The sequence below is a fragment of the Acrocarpospora phusangensis genome, from assembly GCF_016862995.1.
In the GTDB taxonomy this organism is placed as follows: Bacteria; Actinomycetota; Actinomycetes; order Streptosporangiales; family Streptosporangiaceae; genus Acrocarpospora; species Acrocarpospora phusangensis.
This window is the reverse complement of sequence record NZ_BOOA01000051.1, coordinates 1-14213: the sequence shown is the minus strand read 5'-3', so window position 1 is coordinate 14213 and position 14213 is coordinate 1. Positions and strand designations below refer to the sequence as shown.

The following is a 14213-nucleotide window of genomic DNA, read 5'->3' as shown; positions in this document are numbered from 1 at the left end:
ATGAAATTTCGGGATTCGGGGGGTGGGGCGGGGATGGCGTTCCGGGCGCTGGCGTACTGGCTGGTGCGCTACCGGCGGACCTGGCGGGGCACGATCGTGGTGAGCGTCGCCAACCCGATCCTGTTCCTGCTGGCGATCGGGGCCGGGCTCGGCACCCTGGTCGAGGGCACCGTGGAAGGGGCGTCGTACCTGGCGTTCTTCGCGCCGGGGCTGCTGGCCGCGGCCACGCTGCAGAACGCCTTCGTGGAGGCCGGGTTCAAGGTCAACAGCGCGCTGCGGCGGGAGCGGATCTACTCGACGGCCGCGGCGACTCCACTCGAACCGGGGCACATCCTGGCCGGGCACCTGATGTTCATCACGCTCCGGCTCATGCTCAGCGCGGCGGCCTTCGTCGTGGTGATGGCGCTGTTCGGGCTGACCGGCAGCGTCGGCGTGGCCCTGGCGGTGACGCTCGCGGCCACCCTGACCGGGCTGGCGTTCGCCGCACCGCTGGCCGCCTGGGCGGTCACCGTGTCCGACTTCCCGCAGCTCAACACCGTGTTCCGGTTCGTGGTCATGCCCATGTACCTGTTCTCGGGGACCTTCTTCTCGGTCACCCAGCTGCCGGGGCCGCTGCGCGCGGTCGCGTACGCGCTGCCGCTCTGGCACGGCGTGGACCTGTGCCGGGCGCTGGCGCTGGGCACGGCGACGCCCGGCACGAGCCTGCTCCACGCCGGCTATCTGACCCTCTGCTGCGTGGCCGGGGTCCTGGTCGCGCGCGTGACCTTCCGGCGGTGTCTGCACGCATGAACGACCGCATCGCGCTCCCGCCGGCCGGCGGCGCCCACCTGGTGGTGCTGCGCAACCTCTGGGTGCACAAGGGCGGCAGCCCGTGGACGATGGCGCTGTTCTCGGTCTTCGAGCCGATCCTCTACCTGCTGGCGATCGGGGTGGGCATCGGCGGGCTGGTGGGGGAGGTGCCGGGGGTGGAGGTTCCGTACGCGGCGTTCGTCGCGCCGGCGCTGCTGGCCACGGCGGTGATGAACAGCGCGCTGGAGGAGACCACCCAGACCGCGTACGCGAAGTTCGCCTTCGACCGGTTCTACCATTCGCTGGCCGTGACGCCGATCACGGTCTCCGGCCTGGTGCTGGGGGAGATCGCCTGGGGCATGCTGCGCGGCCTCATCACCGGGCTCGGCTTCCTGGCCGTGGTCACCGCCCTCGGCCTGGTGACCTCGCCCTGGGTGCTGCTGGCCGTGCCCGCAGGGCTGCTCATCGCGTTCACGTTCGGCGCGGCGGGCTTCCTCACCGCCGGGTATGTGCGCGGATGGAGTGATTTCCAGTACATGCAGCTGGTCATGCTGCCGATGTTCCTGTTCGCCACCACCTTCTATCCGGTGACGGTCTATCCCGAGCCGGTGGCGGCCGTGGTGCGGGCGCTGCCGCTCTATCACGCCATCGAGCTGGTGCGCGGGCCCGCGCTCGGCCAGGTGGGGCCGGGGCTGCTGGGGAACGCCGGGTATCTGGCCGCGGTGGGCCTGGTCTGCTTCCTGCTGGCCCGCCGCAGGTGGCGGCGCCTGCTGACCGCCTGATCAGGTCAGCCGGGTGATCGTCTCGGTGAAGGCGGTGGCGAGCCGGCTCATGTCCGGCGTGCGGTAGGCGTGCCTGTTGTAGATCATCGAGCCGGTCAGGGAGCCGTCGGGGTGCTCGGTGACGAGCAGTTCGGGCGGATGGGTGTCGGGGTCGTCGTCGGCCAGCCGCCATTCCATGATCGGGCCGGCGGGGACGGCGAACTCCCGGGACGGCAGCCCGGGGAGGTGGGCGGGGCGGCCCCAGCTCTCGAAACGGAAGTACGCCGGGTAGGGCACCAGGTCGTGCAGGCGGGCGAAGTTGTGGAACTGGTGCTCGCCCGCGGTGAGGGCGGCCTGCCGTACGTGGGCGATGACGTCGCCGGCGACGGGGACGCGCAGGAGGTTCCAGCGGAACAGGCAGCCGACCGTGGCGTCGAACTCGGGACGGGAACGGCCGGTGACGGGAGTGGCCAGGACGACCTCGGGGGAGCCCGCCCAGGCGCCCAGCGTGACGGCCCAGGCGGCGGCCAGGACCATGGCGGGGGTCGCGTTGCGGCGGACGGCCAGGTCCCGTACGGGATCGACGGGGAACTCGTGGGCGATGGCGGCGCACCTGGTCACGTCGGGGGCGCGGCCGGGAAGGTCCGGGAGCGTACGCGGGGCGCCCGCCAGGGTGGCCGTCCAGTGGTCGCGGGTCCGGTGCCATTCGCGGTGCTCGAAGGCGACGAAGTCGGCGTACGGGGACGGAGTCGGCAGGGGGGAAGGGGCGTCATGCGCGAAGGCGGAATAGAGCACGCCCAGTTCGCGCAGGAGCACCCCGGCCGACCACCCGTCGAAGACCATGTGGTGGGCCGCCAGGACGAGGACGGCGGAACTCACGCCGCCGGTGGGGCCGCAATCCCGAAAACGGCCACCACCGGCGGCGGGTTCTGCCGCGCCACCCGTACGCCCACGGCGGAGGCGGATCAGGGCGGCGCGGAGCAGGGGTCCCCGGCGGATGTCGAAGGGCGCACGGACCAACTCGGCGGCCAGGTCACCGGCTTCTTGAGCGTCACGTGCTTCGTGCAGGGTGAGGCGTACGCCGGATTCCGGCATGACGACGGCACGGCCGTCCCGGAAGACGGTGCGCAGGGCCTCGTGCCTGATGGTGAGCTCGGTCAGGCAGCGATCCAGGAGGTCCGCGTCGAGGTCGCCGTCGATCTCCACGGCGACGTGCACGGGCGGCATGTGCCGGGTCTCGGCGGTGGCGTGCATCCAGCGCCACCAATGCTCCTGGACCCCGGACAGCGCCCCCTCCGCCGGAGCAGTCTCCGGATCAACCGGGCTCCGCGCTGGGCGTTCCGCGGCTACCTGGACGGCCTGTGCGGACAAGACCGGGTGGTCGAAGGCGAGGGTGCCGGGCACGTCCACGCCGAACTCCACCGCCGCCCTTGTGGCGAGTTGAGCGGCTTTGAGCGAGTCGCCGCCCAGCGCGAAGAAGTCGTCGTCCGGGCTCGTCACCGGCAGGCCGAGCACCGCGCTCCACAGCCGGGCCAGGGCGTGCTGCTCCGGGGTTTCCAGCGGCCGTCCGCCGGTGCTCCGCGGAGCGGTGAACAGCTCCCGCAGCTCGCCTTTGACGACCTTGCCCAGGTCGTTTCTGGGGAGGCGGTCGACGAAGGCGTACCGGGTGGGGATCTCGTTGCGGGCGAGGCGCTGGTGCAGGAAGGTCCTGAGCTCGTCGGCGCTCACCGGGTCGCGTGCCACGACGGCGGCGGCGACCATCGCGCCCATCACCGGGTGCGGCACGCCGAGCACGGCGGCCTCGGCCACCGCGGGATGTTCCCGCAGCGCCGCCTCCACCTGCGGCGCGGAGACCTTCAGGCCTCCCGACTTGATCACGTCGGAGTCGCGTCCGACCAGGTAGAGGTATCCGTCCCGGTCGAGGTAGCCGAGATCGCCCATGCGCGTCCAGCCCCGCTGGAACACGCGCGCGCTCGCCTGGGGGTCCCCGTAGTAGGAGCGCTGCGCGGCGGGAGCCCGTAACCAGACCTCGCCGGCCTCCCCGGTCGCGGCCGGTTCCCCGTCCTCGCCGACGATCCGGAGATCGCCGGACTCGGTCGCCCGGCCCACCGAGTGCGGGCGCGCCGGATCGACGATCATGGTGGTCTGGGCGGGTACGGCCTCCGTGGAGGTGTAGAAGTTCACGATCGTGGCCTTGGGAAAGGCCCGCGGGAGCGCGCTCGCCACGTGCGGGGGGAGCGCGTCGGCCGACGAGCTGAGCAGGAGCACCGACGACAGGTCGTGTCGCCGCCACGCCTCCGAACTGAGCAGGTCGGCGGCCATCGAGGGGACCACGAACACCGTGCCGACCCTGCGCTCCGCGATCGCGGCGCAGAAACGTTCGGCGTCGAAGACGGACGCGACGAGCGCGGTGGGGTGCGCGACGAGCGTGTTGACGAGCATCATCTGCGCGGCGTTCGTCCCGATCGGGAACGCGTGCAGGAAATACTCCGAATGCGACAACATCCGGTGGGCGGGATGCGGCCGATGCCCGAACGCCAGGTTCGCGTGACTGGCCGCGACGCCCTTCGGCCGTCCGGTCGTCCCGGACGTGTAGAGGATCTGTGCGGGATCGTCCGGATTGAGGGTGGGCTTCTTCTCGTTGTCCGGCTCCACTCTCGGTCCTGCCGTCGAGTCGGCTCCGGGATCAGCCTTGGGTCGTCCCGGATCAATCTGTGGATCTTGGACGTCCGGATCATCGGCCCGAGTCCGGCGGGTGTCGTGGAGCGCTTGGTCCAGGACCCAGCGGGCCTGGCAGTCGTCGATCATCAGGCGGAGGGTGGCCTCGGACTGCCGCGCTGGGAGCGGGACCGCCACTCCGCCGGCCCGGAGCACGCCCAGGAACGCGACCGCGTACTCAGCCCAGCGGTCGTTCTCGAACAGCAGGCCGACCCGGTCCCGGGCGCGAGTCCCCGGCCGAGTAGCGCGGACGCGGTGGCGTCGGCCTGCTCGTCCCACTCCCCGAAGCTCAACTTCACACTGTCGTCGCAGATCAGAGCCGTTCTTGAGGGTTGCTCACCAGCCCGGGCCCGGAGCAGTCCGGGGAGTGTGACGGTCATCGTCCCGCCTCTCCGCAGCCGTCGATGATCCCTCGGAGTAAACCACTCCGAACGAATCATCACAAGTATCTAGCAAACGGATGCAATTTCTAGTCATACTCACGAAATAAGCGATCGTTGGGGCGGTTCAATGGAACACGTTCGGATCTCGGTACCGCAGCGCGGCATCTGGTTCAACGAGCAGCTCAGCGACCTGGGAGCGGTACACCACATGCCGTTCGCGGTCCGGTTCGCCGGTCCTGTCGACGTGCCGGCCCTCGGCCGCGCGTGCGCGCGCATGGTCGACCGGCATCCGCTGCTCCGGGCGGCGGTCCGGCAGTCGGACGGGGTTCCGTACCTGGTCGAAGGCGCTCCGGTCCGCGTCGAACTCGGTTCAGACCCTCGTACGGAGATTCTCCGGCCGTTCGACCTGGAGAAAGGGCCGCTGGCGCGGTTCAGCCTGCTGGAGGACGGGCGGCTGCTCGTCATCGTGCACCACCTGGCCTTCGACGGGCAGTCCACCGACATCTTCGTCGCCGATCTGGCGGCGTGTTACCGGGCGGAGACGGCGGGGTTCGCGCCCGAGCTGGCTGAGCTCGGGCCGGGGGAGCATCCCGAGGTCGAGGCGGCGCGGATCGCGGCCGGGACTCCGGCGGCGCGGGCGTACTGGTCGGGGCGGTGGGCGGAACCCGACGAGGTCGTGCTGCCCGGCTTCGAGCGGTCCGGCCAGGAGGTTCAGCCCGGCGATGCTGTCGAGTTCCGGCTGCCCTCGTCGGTGCTGGAGAACGCCGCCGCGCGTCTTGGCGTGACCAGGTTCGAGACGGTCGTCGCGAGCGTGCACGCGCTGTTGCGCCGCTACGGCAACCACCGGCCGGTGACCGCCCTGGATCTCGGCGTACGGCCTGCGGAGGCGCGTGGCCGCATCGGCGTGTACGTGAACGAGTTGCCCTTCGCCTCCGAGCCTGCGCGTGAGATGGGCTTCGCGGAGTTCGCCCGGTCTGTACGCGCGGGCCTGCGAGAGCTTTACCAGGTCCGCGAAGTTCCCCTGAGCAGGGCGGTCTCCGGAGTCCGGCCCGGGGTGTCGCTCGCGCCCGTATCGCTGACCTATCGCCGCCGGATCGCGCCCCCGCCCGGGACGACCGTGGACTGGGTGCTTTTCAACCACACCGCCCGGAACGCGTTGCGGATCCACCTGGTGGACGGGCCCGACGGGCTGGGCGTCATGTTGCAGTTCGCCCCCGGGTCGATCGCCCGAACCGACGTGGAACGAATCGCGTCCCACTGGCAATCCATCCTTACGCAGATCACGAAAAATCCTGACATAAGGGTCCGCGAGCTGGTGTTGAGCGACCGGCTAGCGGGTGAGTCGTTCACGGAAGCGGTCGTGGGTGGCTCGGCACCGGTGAACCTCGCCGTGGGAGGCGGGGTGGCGGGAGGCTCGGCGTTCGCCATCGTGCCTGCGGTCGAGGGTGGCTCGAAGTCGGCCATCGTGGCTGAGGTCGTGGGTAGCTCGGCGTCGGCCATAGCGGGTGGGGTCGTGGGTGGCTCGGCGCCGACTGTGGAGGGTGCGGTCGAGGATGTCTCGAAGCTAGCCGTCGTGAGTGCGGTCGAGAGTGGCTCGGCGCTGGCACTGGAGGGTGCGGTCGTGGGTGGCCCACCGTCGGCCATGGCGGGTGCGGCCATGGTCGCTACGGCGAGTGCGGTCGCGGGTGGATCGGTGTCGGCTATGACTGGCGCGGTTGTGGAGTATCCGCAGGTAGGGGCTCTGGAGCTATTTCTGGAGCAGGTTGCGGCCACGCCGGACGCGGTGGCTGTGGTCAGCGGGGATGTGCGGCTGAGCTATGTCGACCTGGATCGGTTGGCGGGGCGGCTGGCGGGGCGGCTCCGGGATGCCGGGGTTGAGGCGGGCGATCTGGTCGCGCTGGCCGCCGGTAGGTCGGAGCGGATGGTGGCCGGGGTGCTGGCCTGCTGGAAGGCGGGAGCCGCTTATCTGCCGCTTGATCCGGCATATCCGGCTGAGCGGCTCGACTACATCCTCGCCGACTCCGGGGCCAAGGTCCTACTCGCGGATCCGGGTACCTGGTTGGCGGGCGCGACGGTAGTCCCTCTCGCCGATGTTCCAGACGACGAATCGACTTCCGCACAGGGTTCGGGTTCGGGTTCGGGTTCGGCCGAGCGTGGTTCGGCTGGGGTGCTTGCGTACGTGATCTACACCTCCGGGTCCACTGGGCGGCCGAAAGGGGTGGAGATCGAGCATCGGGCGCTGGTTAACCTCCTGCTGTCGATGCGGGATGAGTTGCGGGCCGGATCGGGGGATGTCTGGCTTGCGGTGACGTCGTGGTCGTTCGATATTTCCGCGCTTGAACTCTGGCTGCCGCTGGTCACCGGCGGGTCGGTCGTCATCGCCGGGGAGGGCGAGACCGCTGACGGTGACGCGTTGACGCGGTTGGCCGGACGTCACGCGGTCACGCATGTGCAGGCGACCCCGTCCACCTGGCGGATGCTCCTGGATGCGGGATTCCGGTTCGATGGAACCGTGCTGACCGGCGGAGAAGCCCTTCCTCTGCCGCTGGCGGCGCGGCTGCGGCCCCGCGTCGGCCGCTTGCTCAACATGTATGGCCCGACGGAGACCACGATCTGGTCGACCCTGGCCGAGATTCCGCTCAATCCGGAGCATGTGCGGATTGGTCGTCCGATCGCCAACACCCAGGTGTTCGTCCTGGATGACGACCTGGACCCCGTGCCTGCGGGCATCCCTGGTGAGCTCTACATCGCGGGAGCCGGACTCGCCCGCGGTTACCTGAATCGTCCCGAGCTGACCGCCGAGCGTTTCCGTTCCGAGCCGGTGCGCATGTACCGGACGGGGGATCGGGTTCGGTTGCGCGGTGACGGGCTGGAGTTCCTTGGGCGTACCGACAATCAGGTCAAACTTCGTGGCCACCGGATCGAGCTCGGCGAGATCGAGGCGTGCCTGCTGGCCCACGTGAAGGAGGCCGCGGTCGTCGTCCAGGACGAGGAGCTGATCGCGTACACAGTGGGTGGGGGGCCTGACCTGCGTCGTCATCTTGCCCGGCAGGTGCCTGCCTACATGGTGCCCGCCGCGTTCGTCGAGCTCGGCAGCATGCCGCTCACGCCGAACGGCAAGCTTGACCGTGCCGCCCTGCCCCGGCATGACGAGCCCGCCGCCGCGGTCTCCGCGAGTGAGTCACCGCTCGAAGCGGTGGCTGAGATCTGGGCGGACGTGTTCGGCATGGAGGGCATCGGTCCGGAGGAGAGCCTTTTCGACCTGGGTGGGCACTCGCTCACCATTGCCCAGATCGCCGCAAGGATCCGTGACCGCTTCGACGTGGACGTGCCGTTCTACACGTTCTTCGACACCCCGACGATCACTGGAATCGCCGCCGCGATCGGTGAACGGGGGGACCGCACATGACCCCGGCGGGGCCGCTGACTCCGGGCCAGGAGCGGCTCTGGTTTCTGCATCGGCTCGATCCGGGCGACGCCTCGTACAACATGCCGATCGCCCTTCGAATCCACGGGCCCCTTGACGCGGCGGCGCTGCGCCGGGCGCTGGTCGAGATCGTGGATCGCCATGACGTGCTGCGGAGCCGTTTCGCCGAAGAGGACGGTTCTCCGGTCTGTGTGGTCGTGCAGGAGGGCATTCCGCTCGAACATCGCGAAGCGTCGCTTGAGGAAGTTCGGGAGTGGGTGGCCGGGCTGGCCAACGAGCCTTTCGATCTCGCGAACGGGCCTGTCGCGCGTTTCGCGCTGTTCCGGATCGCCCAGGATGACCATGTTCTGTGCCTGGTCATGCACCACATCGTGGCGGACGGCTGGTCGGTCGACGTCCTGCTCCGCGAACTGGCCGACCTCTACGAAGCGTTCATCGAGGGGCGGCCGTCGCCCCTGCCGCCACTCCCGATCCGATACGCCGATCATGTACGCCGTTCGCGTGACGAAGCCACCGCCACCCGCACGGCGTACTGGACGGGGGTTCTCGAAGATGCTCCGCCGCTGGAGCTTCCTACGGACCGCCCCCGGCCGGCCACGCGTTCGGCTCGGGGAGCGCAGGTTCATCGGGAGATTCCGCCTGACCTGGTCAAAACGCTCGAATCATTGGCCAGGGCCGAACGGGCGACCGTTTTCATGGTCTTCCTCGCGGCCTTCCAGATTCTTCTGGCCCGGCACTGCGGTCAGCGCGACGTCACCATCGCCACGCCGATCATCGCCCGTGGCCGCGTCGACACGGAACGACTGATCGGCTACTTCACCGGGCTGATCATGCTCAGGACCGAAATTTCCGGAGACATCCTCTTCCGTGACCTGCTGCGGATCACTCGCAATACCTGCCTACGCGCCTACGACCAGGGCGAACTGCCATTCGGTGCGCCTTTTCAGGCCATGTTCATGTATATGCGGACGCAGTCGGAGCGCCCCCGCCTTGCCGACCTGACCGTGGAGATCTTCGACTCGGGTCTCGCCACCGCCAAGACCGACCTGTCCCTCGACATCTACCAAGGCCCGACCCTGACCGGCCTCACCTTCACCTACGACACCGACCTCTTCGACCCCGAAACCATCGCCGACCTCGCCACGCGCTTCCTCACGCTCCTGTCCGGCATATCCACCCAACCGGACACGAAGATCAGCCGTCTCCCTCTCCTCCCGCCGGCCGAACGCGCCCTTCTCGCCTCCTGGGCAGGAGATCAGGCCGCTGAGACCGGTGCTGTCGACGAGGTCGTCGTGCTGGGCGGCGCACCGGACTCCGTTGCGATCGAGTGCGCCGGTCGGCGACTGACATACCGAGGTCTCGCGCGCAGGATCGATGAGCTGGCCGCCGTTCTTCTCGCCCGCGGCATCGGTCCCAGTCAGGTCGTCGGGGTGCGGCTCGGCCGGTCGATTGACCTGGTGGCGACGTTGCTCGCCATCTGGCGAACGGGCGCCGCCTACCTGGCGATAGATCCGGAATATCCGGCGGAGCGGGTCGACCATCTCCTGTCCGACAGCGAAGCGAGCCTGATCATCTCGGATGCATCCGAGGTCGAGCGGCTCACCTCAGCGGTGGATCCGCCTGATATGTGGATACGCGAGAGCCACCCGGCCTACGTGATCTACACCTCCGGATCGACGGGAACGCCCAAGGGCGTCGTGGTCGAGCGGCGGAGTGTGGCCGCGCGGGTGCGGTGGATGGCGGACGCGTACGGGCTGAAACCCGGGGATCGGGTGGCGCAGTTCGCGGCGTTGAGCTTCGACGCGCACGTGGAGGAGATCTTCCCGGCCCTGGCGGCGGGGGCCACGGTCGTCATGGTGCCGGACGGCGGGCGGAGCTTCCCCGACTTCCTGCGTACGCCCGAAGGCCGGCAGGTCACGGTGCTCGACCTGCCGACGGCGTACTGGCACGAACTGGTACGCGATCTCGACGGCCTGGCCTGGCCGGACGGATTGCGGCTGGTAATCCTGGGCGGCGAGCAGGTCGCGGCGGACGCCGTACGGACCTGGCGGCAGCGGTTCGGGGATCGGGTGCGGCTGGTCAACACGTACGGCCCGACCGAGACGACGGTGGTCGCGACGGCGGCGGACCTGGACGGACCGGGCAATCCGCCGATCGGCCGTCCGATCGGGGAGACGACCGTGCACGTGACCGACGAGTACGGGGAACTGGTCCCGGTCGGCGTGGCGGGCGAACTGCTCATCGGCGGCATCGGGGTCGCACGCGGATACCTCGGACAACCACGACTGACGGCCGAGCGTTTCGTCCCCGACCCCGAGGGACAACCAGGGTCGCGCCTCTACCGGACCGGTGACCGAGTCCGCTGGCTTCGTGACGGGCAGCTCGAATTCCTCGGGCGGCTCGACGACCAGGTGAAGGTCCGAGGCTTCCGGGTCGAACCAGGCGAGATCCAATCCTGCCTCGCGACGCACCCCGGAGTTCGCCAAGCGGTCGTCACCGTACGAGACGGGGATCTCATCGCTTATGTCGACGGCACCGCCGACCACGACGACCTGCGGCGGCACGTTTCTATGGCGCTTCCTCCGCATCTGCTCCCCACCCACTGGGTGAACGTCGACGGCTTCCCCCTGACCGCGAACGGAAAGCTGGACCGCGCCGCCCTGCCCGCGCCGGCCACATCCGCGGGGGCGTACATTCCGCCACGATCCGAAGCGGAGGAACTGGTCGCGGAGATCTGGGCGGACGTGCTCGGCCTCGACCGGGTCGGCGCCGGGGACGACTTCTTCACCCTCGGCGGCCACTCCCTGCTCGCCACCCGCGTCATCGCCCGCATCCGCCACGCCGCCGACCTGGCCGTCCCCGTGCGCACGCTGTTCACCCGGCGCACGGTCGCCGAGTTCGCCCTGGCCGTCGAGGCCATCCTGGAGGAGGCGGAGCGGTGCCCGACCAGCTGAACCACGTCGCCATCGTCGGCGCCGGCCTCGCCGGTTCCCTGATGGCGATCTATCTGGCCAAACGCGGGCACCGCGTCGAGGTCTTCGAACGCCGCGGCGACCCCCGCCGGGGCAGCGCGGGCGAAGGACGATCGATCAACCTCGGCCTGTCCGCCCGCGGGATCCGGGCCTTACGCCTGGCCGGGCTCTGGGAGGACGTGCGCCCGCATACCGTCCCCATGCGCGGCCGATACGTGCACCCCCGCGACGGCGAACCCTTCTTCCAGCCGTATGGCCAGGACCCCACCGAGATCCTCTACTCGATCCGCCGCGACACCCTCGCCCGCGTCCTCGTCGAACAGGCCGCCCCCGGCGTGCGCTTCCACTTCGACGCTCCCTGCACCGGCATCGAACGTGACGTTCCCGCCCTCACCGTCACCGGCCACGGCCGCGTCACCCCCGACTACATCGTCGGCGCCGACGGCGCGTTCTCCACCGTGCGCCAGGAGACCCACCGCGGCCTGCCCGCCGACTTCCGGCAGGACTTCCTCGACTGGGGCTACAAGGAGCTCCACCTTCCGACGACCGACCGTCTGGAAGCCCTCCACGTCTGGCCCGGCGAACGCGGCCTCATGGTCGCCCACCCGAACGTGGACGGCTCCCTCACCTGCACCCTCTTCATGCCGTACGCGGAGCTGGCCGCACTTTCCGACGTGGCCGGCTTCTTCCGGAGGAACTTCCCTTCCGCCGCGATCCCCTACGTCTCCGCACAGTTCGCCGCGAACCCGGTCGGGCACCTCGTCTCCGTACGGACCTCGCATTGGCACCACGCCGACCGGGTCGTCCTGATCGGCGACGCCTGCCATGCCGTGTACCCCTTCTACGGACAAGGCATGAACTCCGCCTTCGAGGACTGCGTCGTCCTCGACGGCTGCCTGGCCGACCACCCCGCCGACCGCGCCGCCGCCTTCGCCGCCTACCAGCGGGCCAGAAAGCCGCACACCGACGTCCTCGCCGACCTGTCCGAGGACAACTTCCTGGAACTGCGCGACCGCCTGCGTTCCCCCCTCCACCGCGCCAGAAAACGGCTCGACACCCTGCTCAGCCGGGCCTTCCCCGGCCACTGGCGCCCCCTCTACACCATGATCAGCCACACCGCCATGCCGTACGGCGACGCGCTCGACCGCGCCCGAGCCCAGGACCGGCTGGTCCTGCGTGCCGGGCTCGCCGGCCTGGTCGCCGGTGCAGCCGTCCTGGCGGCATGGAAACGCAGGAGGCACGTGCAGTGATCATCAATCCCGGCGACTCCGCGCTCCGCCTTTACGACATCACCGAGGTCGGCGAGCACCGCCATCTCCGCGCGGCCGCCGGCTGGGCCCGCGAGTATCTCTGTAACCCGCACCCGGACCTCGGCCGGCGCGGGCCGGTCTGCCCGTACGCGCAGTCCTCGATCGATCGCCGGCGATTCCATCTGGCTTTGCGGACGGGTGCGCTCAGGTCGGTGGATGAGGTGGTGAAGGCGGTCGAACCGTACCGGGCGTGGTTCATTCAGCTGGCTCCGCGGGAGGAGCCGGACGCGCTGCACACGACGATCCTGATCGTGTTCCCGGACGCGTACGGGGAGTTGGATCTGATCGACGCGGCCCAGAGGCGGCTCAAAGATCGGTATGTCCAGGACGGGCTCATGATCGGGGAGTTCCATGACGGGCCGCCGGACAAGCCGGGGCTCTGGAACCCGGACCTGCGGCCGCTCGCGAGCCCGGTACCGATGCTGGTCATCCGCCACATGGTCGCCACCGACCTGCCCTTTCTGGCCGATGATCCGGAGCATGTGCGGGCCTATCGCGCGCTTTTCGGTGACCATGTCCCCGCGCATCTGCGCGATGTGGTGATCACCTGATGGGCGGCTTGCGGGCTCGTATGGCCCGAGTCGCCCGCACGACGATTCCTCGGCGCTCCCCGGATGCCGCGATTCCGCTCACATCCGCTCAAGAACGCCTCTGGTTCCTCTCCCGGACCGCCGACGACACCTACCTTTGCTGGGCCGCCCACCGCCTGACCGGCCCTCTCGACCCCAAGGCGCTTGCTGCGGCTCTCACCGAAGTCGTCAACCGCCACGAAGCCCTCCGCACGTCTTTCACCGAAGAGAACGGCCGCGCCACCCAGATAGTCCATGCCCACGTCGAGGTCGTCCTGGACTACGTCATCGGCCCGGCTCACGAGGCGGTCGCCGAGTTTCTGGGACGCGGGTTCGATCTCGCGACGGGGCCGCTGATCAGGGCGTTGCTGGTGGAGACAGGGGTGGATGAGCACGTGTTCGTGCTCTGCCTGCACCATCTGATCTCGGACGGCGAGACCGTGGGGGTGATCTTCGGGGAGGTCTACGCGCTCTACCGCGGTGAGGTCCTCCCGGAGGTGAAGGTCCAGTTCCCCGATTACGCGGTGTGGGCGTCGGGGCGCAGGGACACGTCGGCCGCCGACTACTGGCGGCGAGAACTCGACGGCGCGCCCGGTTTCCTTCCCTTACCGACCGATCGGGTACGGCCGAGCCGGGCGACGCATCGCGGGGATCGATGTTCGGTGCCGTTGCCGCAGAAGGTCGCGGAGGGCATCCGGCGGGCGGATCACACCCCGTTCATGGTGGTGATGGCGGCGCTCGCAGTGGTGCTGGCCCGCCTGGCGGATGTGGACGATGTCGTCGTCGGATCCCCGGTCGCCGATCGCGATCATCCGGATCTGGAGCAGTCGGTCGGGTTCTACGTGAACACGCTCGCCTTTCGTACGCGGCTGGCGGGCAATCCGACACTGGGCGACGTGCTGGCGCAGGTCCGCGAGACGACCATGTCGGGGTTGGATCACCGTTCGCTGCCGTTCGACGTCGTCGTCGACATGCTCGGCGGCCGAAGGGATCTCAGCTTCAACCCGATATTTCAGGTCATGCTGGTGACCGGGGAGCCCGGAGGCGTACACCACCCCGCTCCCGGCCTCACCGCCGAATCCTGGGCCCTCTCCGCACCTCCCGCCCGCTTCGACATGACGGTGATCGCCGAAGCCACCCACCTCCACATCGACTACGCGACCGACCTCTTCGACGCTCCCACCGTCACCCGCTTCGCCCACCACCTGATCCGTGTCCTCGAAGTGCTGACAACCACCCCGGACATCCGCGTCTGGGACATCCCCCTGGCCACCATCCCCACCA

At 69.5% G+C, this 14213-nt stretch carries 8 protein-coding genes; 7 read left to right on the top strand and 1 reads right to left on the bottom strand.

What is annotated here, in order from left to right:
- Together Aph01nite_RS27170 and Aph01nite_RS27165 are read left to right on the top strand one after the other, a co-directional pair.
- The gene (locus tag Aph01nite_RS27170; protein ID WP_204043835.1) at positions 1-789 is read left to right on the top strand and encodes an ABC transporter permease; all 789 of its coding nucleotides are present in this window, start codon (positions 1-3) and stop codon (positions 787-789) included.
- Entirely contained in the window at positions 774-1571 is a 798-nt protein-coding gene (locus tag Aph01nite_RS27165) for an ABC transporter permease (RefSeq protein WP_204043834.1), read from the top strand. Before Aph01nite_RS27170 ends, Aph01nite_RS27165 begins: the two co-directional genes overlap by 16 nt.
- On the opposite strand, the gene Aph01nite_RS41695 is transcribed toward Aph01nite_RS27165, so the two are convergent.
- Positions 1572-4547, bottom strand: coding sequence for a class I adenylate-forming enzyme family protein (locus Aph01nite_RS41695; RefSeq protein WP_239162004.1), 2976 nt, complete (start codon positions 4545-4547; stop codon positions 1572-1574).
- Positions 4548-4778: 231 nt separating this feature from the next.
- Here Aph01nite_RS41695 and Aph01nite_RS27145 point away from each other — a divergent pair, with 231 nt between their 5' ends.
- From Aph01nite_RS27145 to Aph01nite_RS27125, 5 genes are all read left to right on the top strand, one after another.
- Positions 4779-8060: a non-ribosomal peptide synthetase gene (locus Aph01nite_RS27145; RefSeq protein ID WP_204043833.1), complete on the top strand. Its 3282-nt coding sequence runs from the start codon at positions 4779-4781 to the stop codon at positions 8058-8060.
- On the top strand, positions 8057-11032 hold the full coding sequence (locus Aph01nite_RS27140) for a non-ribosomal peptide synthetase (RefSeq protein WP_204043832.1): 2976 nt from the start codon (positions 8057-8059) through the stop codon (positions 11030-11032). Before Aph01nite_RS27145 ends, Aph01nite_RS27140 begins: the two co-directional genes overlap by 4 nt.
- On the top strand, positions 11017-12300 hold the full coding sequence (locus Aph01nite_RS27135; protein ID WP_239162003.1) for an FAD-dependent oxidoreductase: 1284 nt from the start codon (positions 11017-11019) through the stop codon (positions 12298-12300). The genes Aph01nite_RS27140 and Aph01nite_RS27135 overlap by 16 nt, the downstream gene beginning before the upstream one ends.
- Complete coding sequence (locus Aph01nite_RS27130) at positions 12297-12911, top strand: DUF6875 domain-containing protein (RefSeq protein ID WP_204043831.1); 615 nt, start codon at positions 12297-12299, stop codon at positions 12909-12911. Before Aph01nite_RS27135 ends, Aph01nite_RS27130 begins: the two co-directional genes overlap by 4 nt.
- Positions 12911-14213: condensation domain-containing protein (locus Aph01nite_RS27125; RefSeq protein WP_239162002.1), on the top strand; the 1303-nt coding region annotated here is incomplete at its 3' end. The genes Aph01nite_RS27130 and Aph01nite_RS27125, both read left to right, overlap by 1 nt.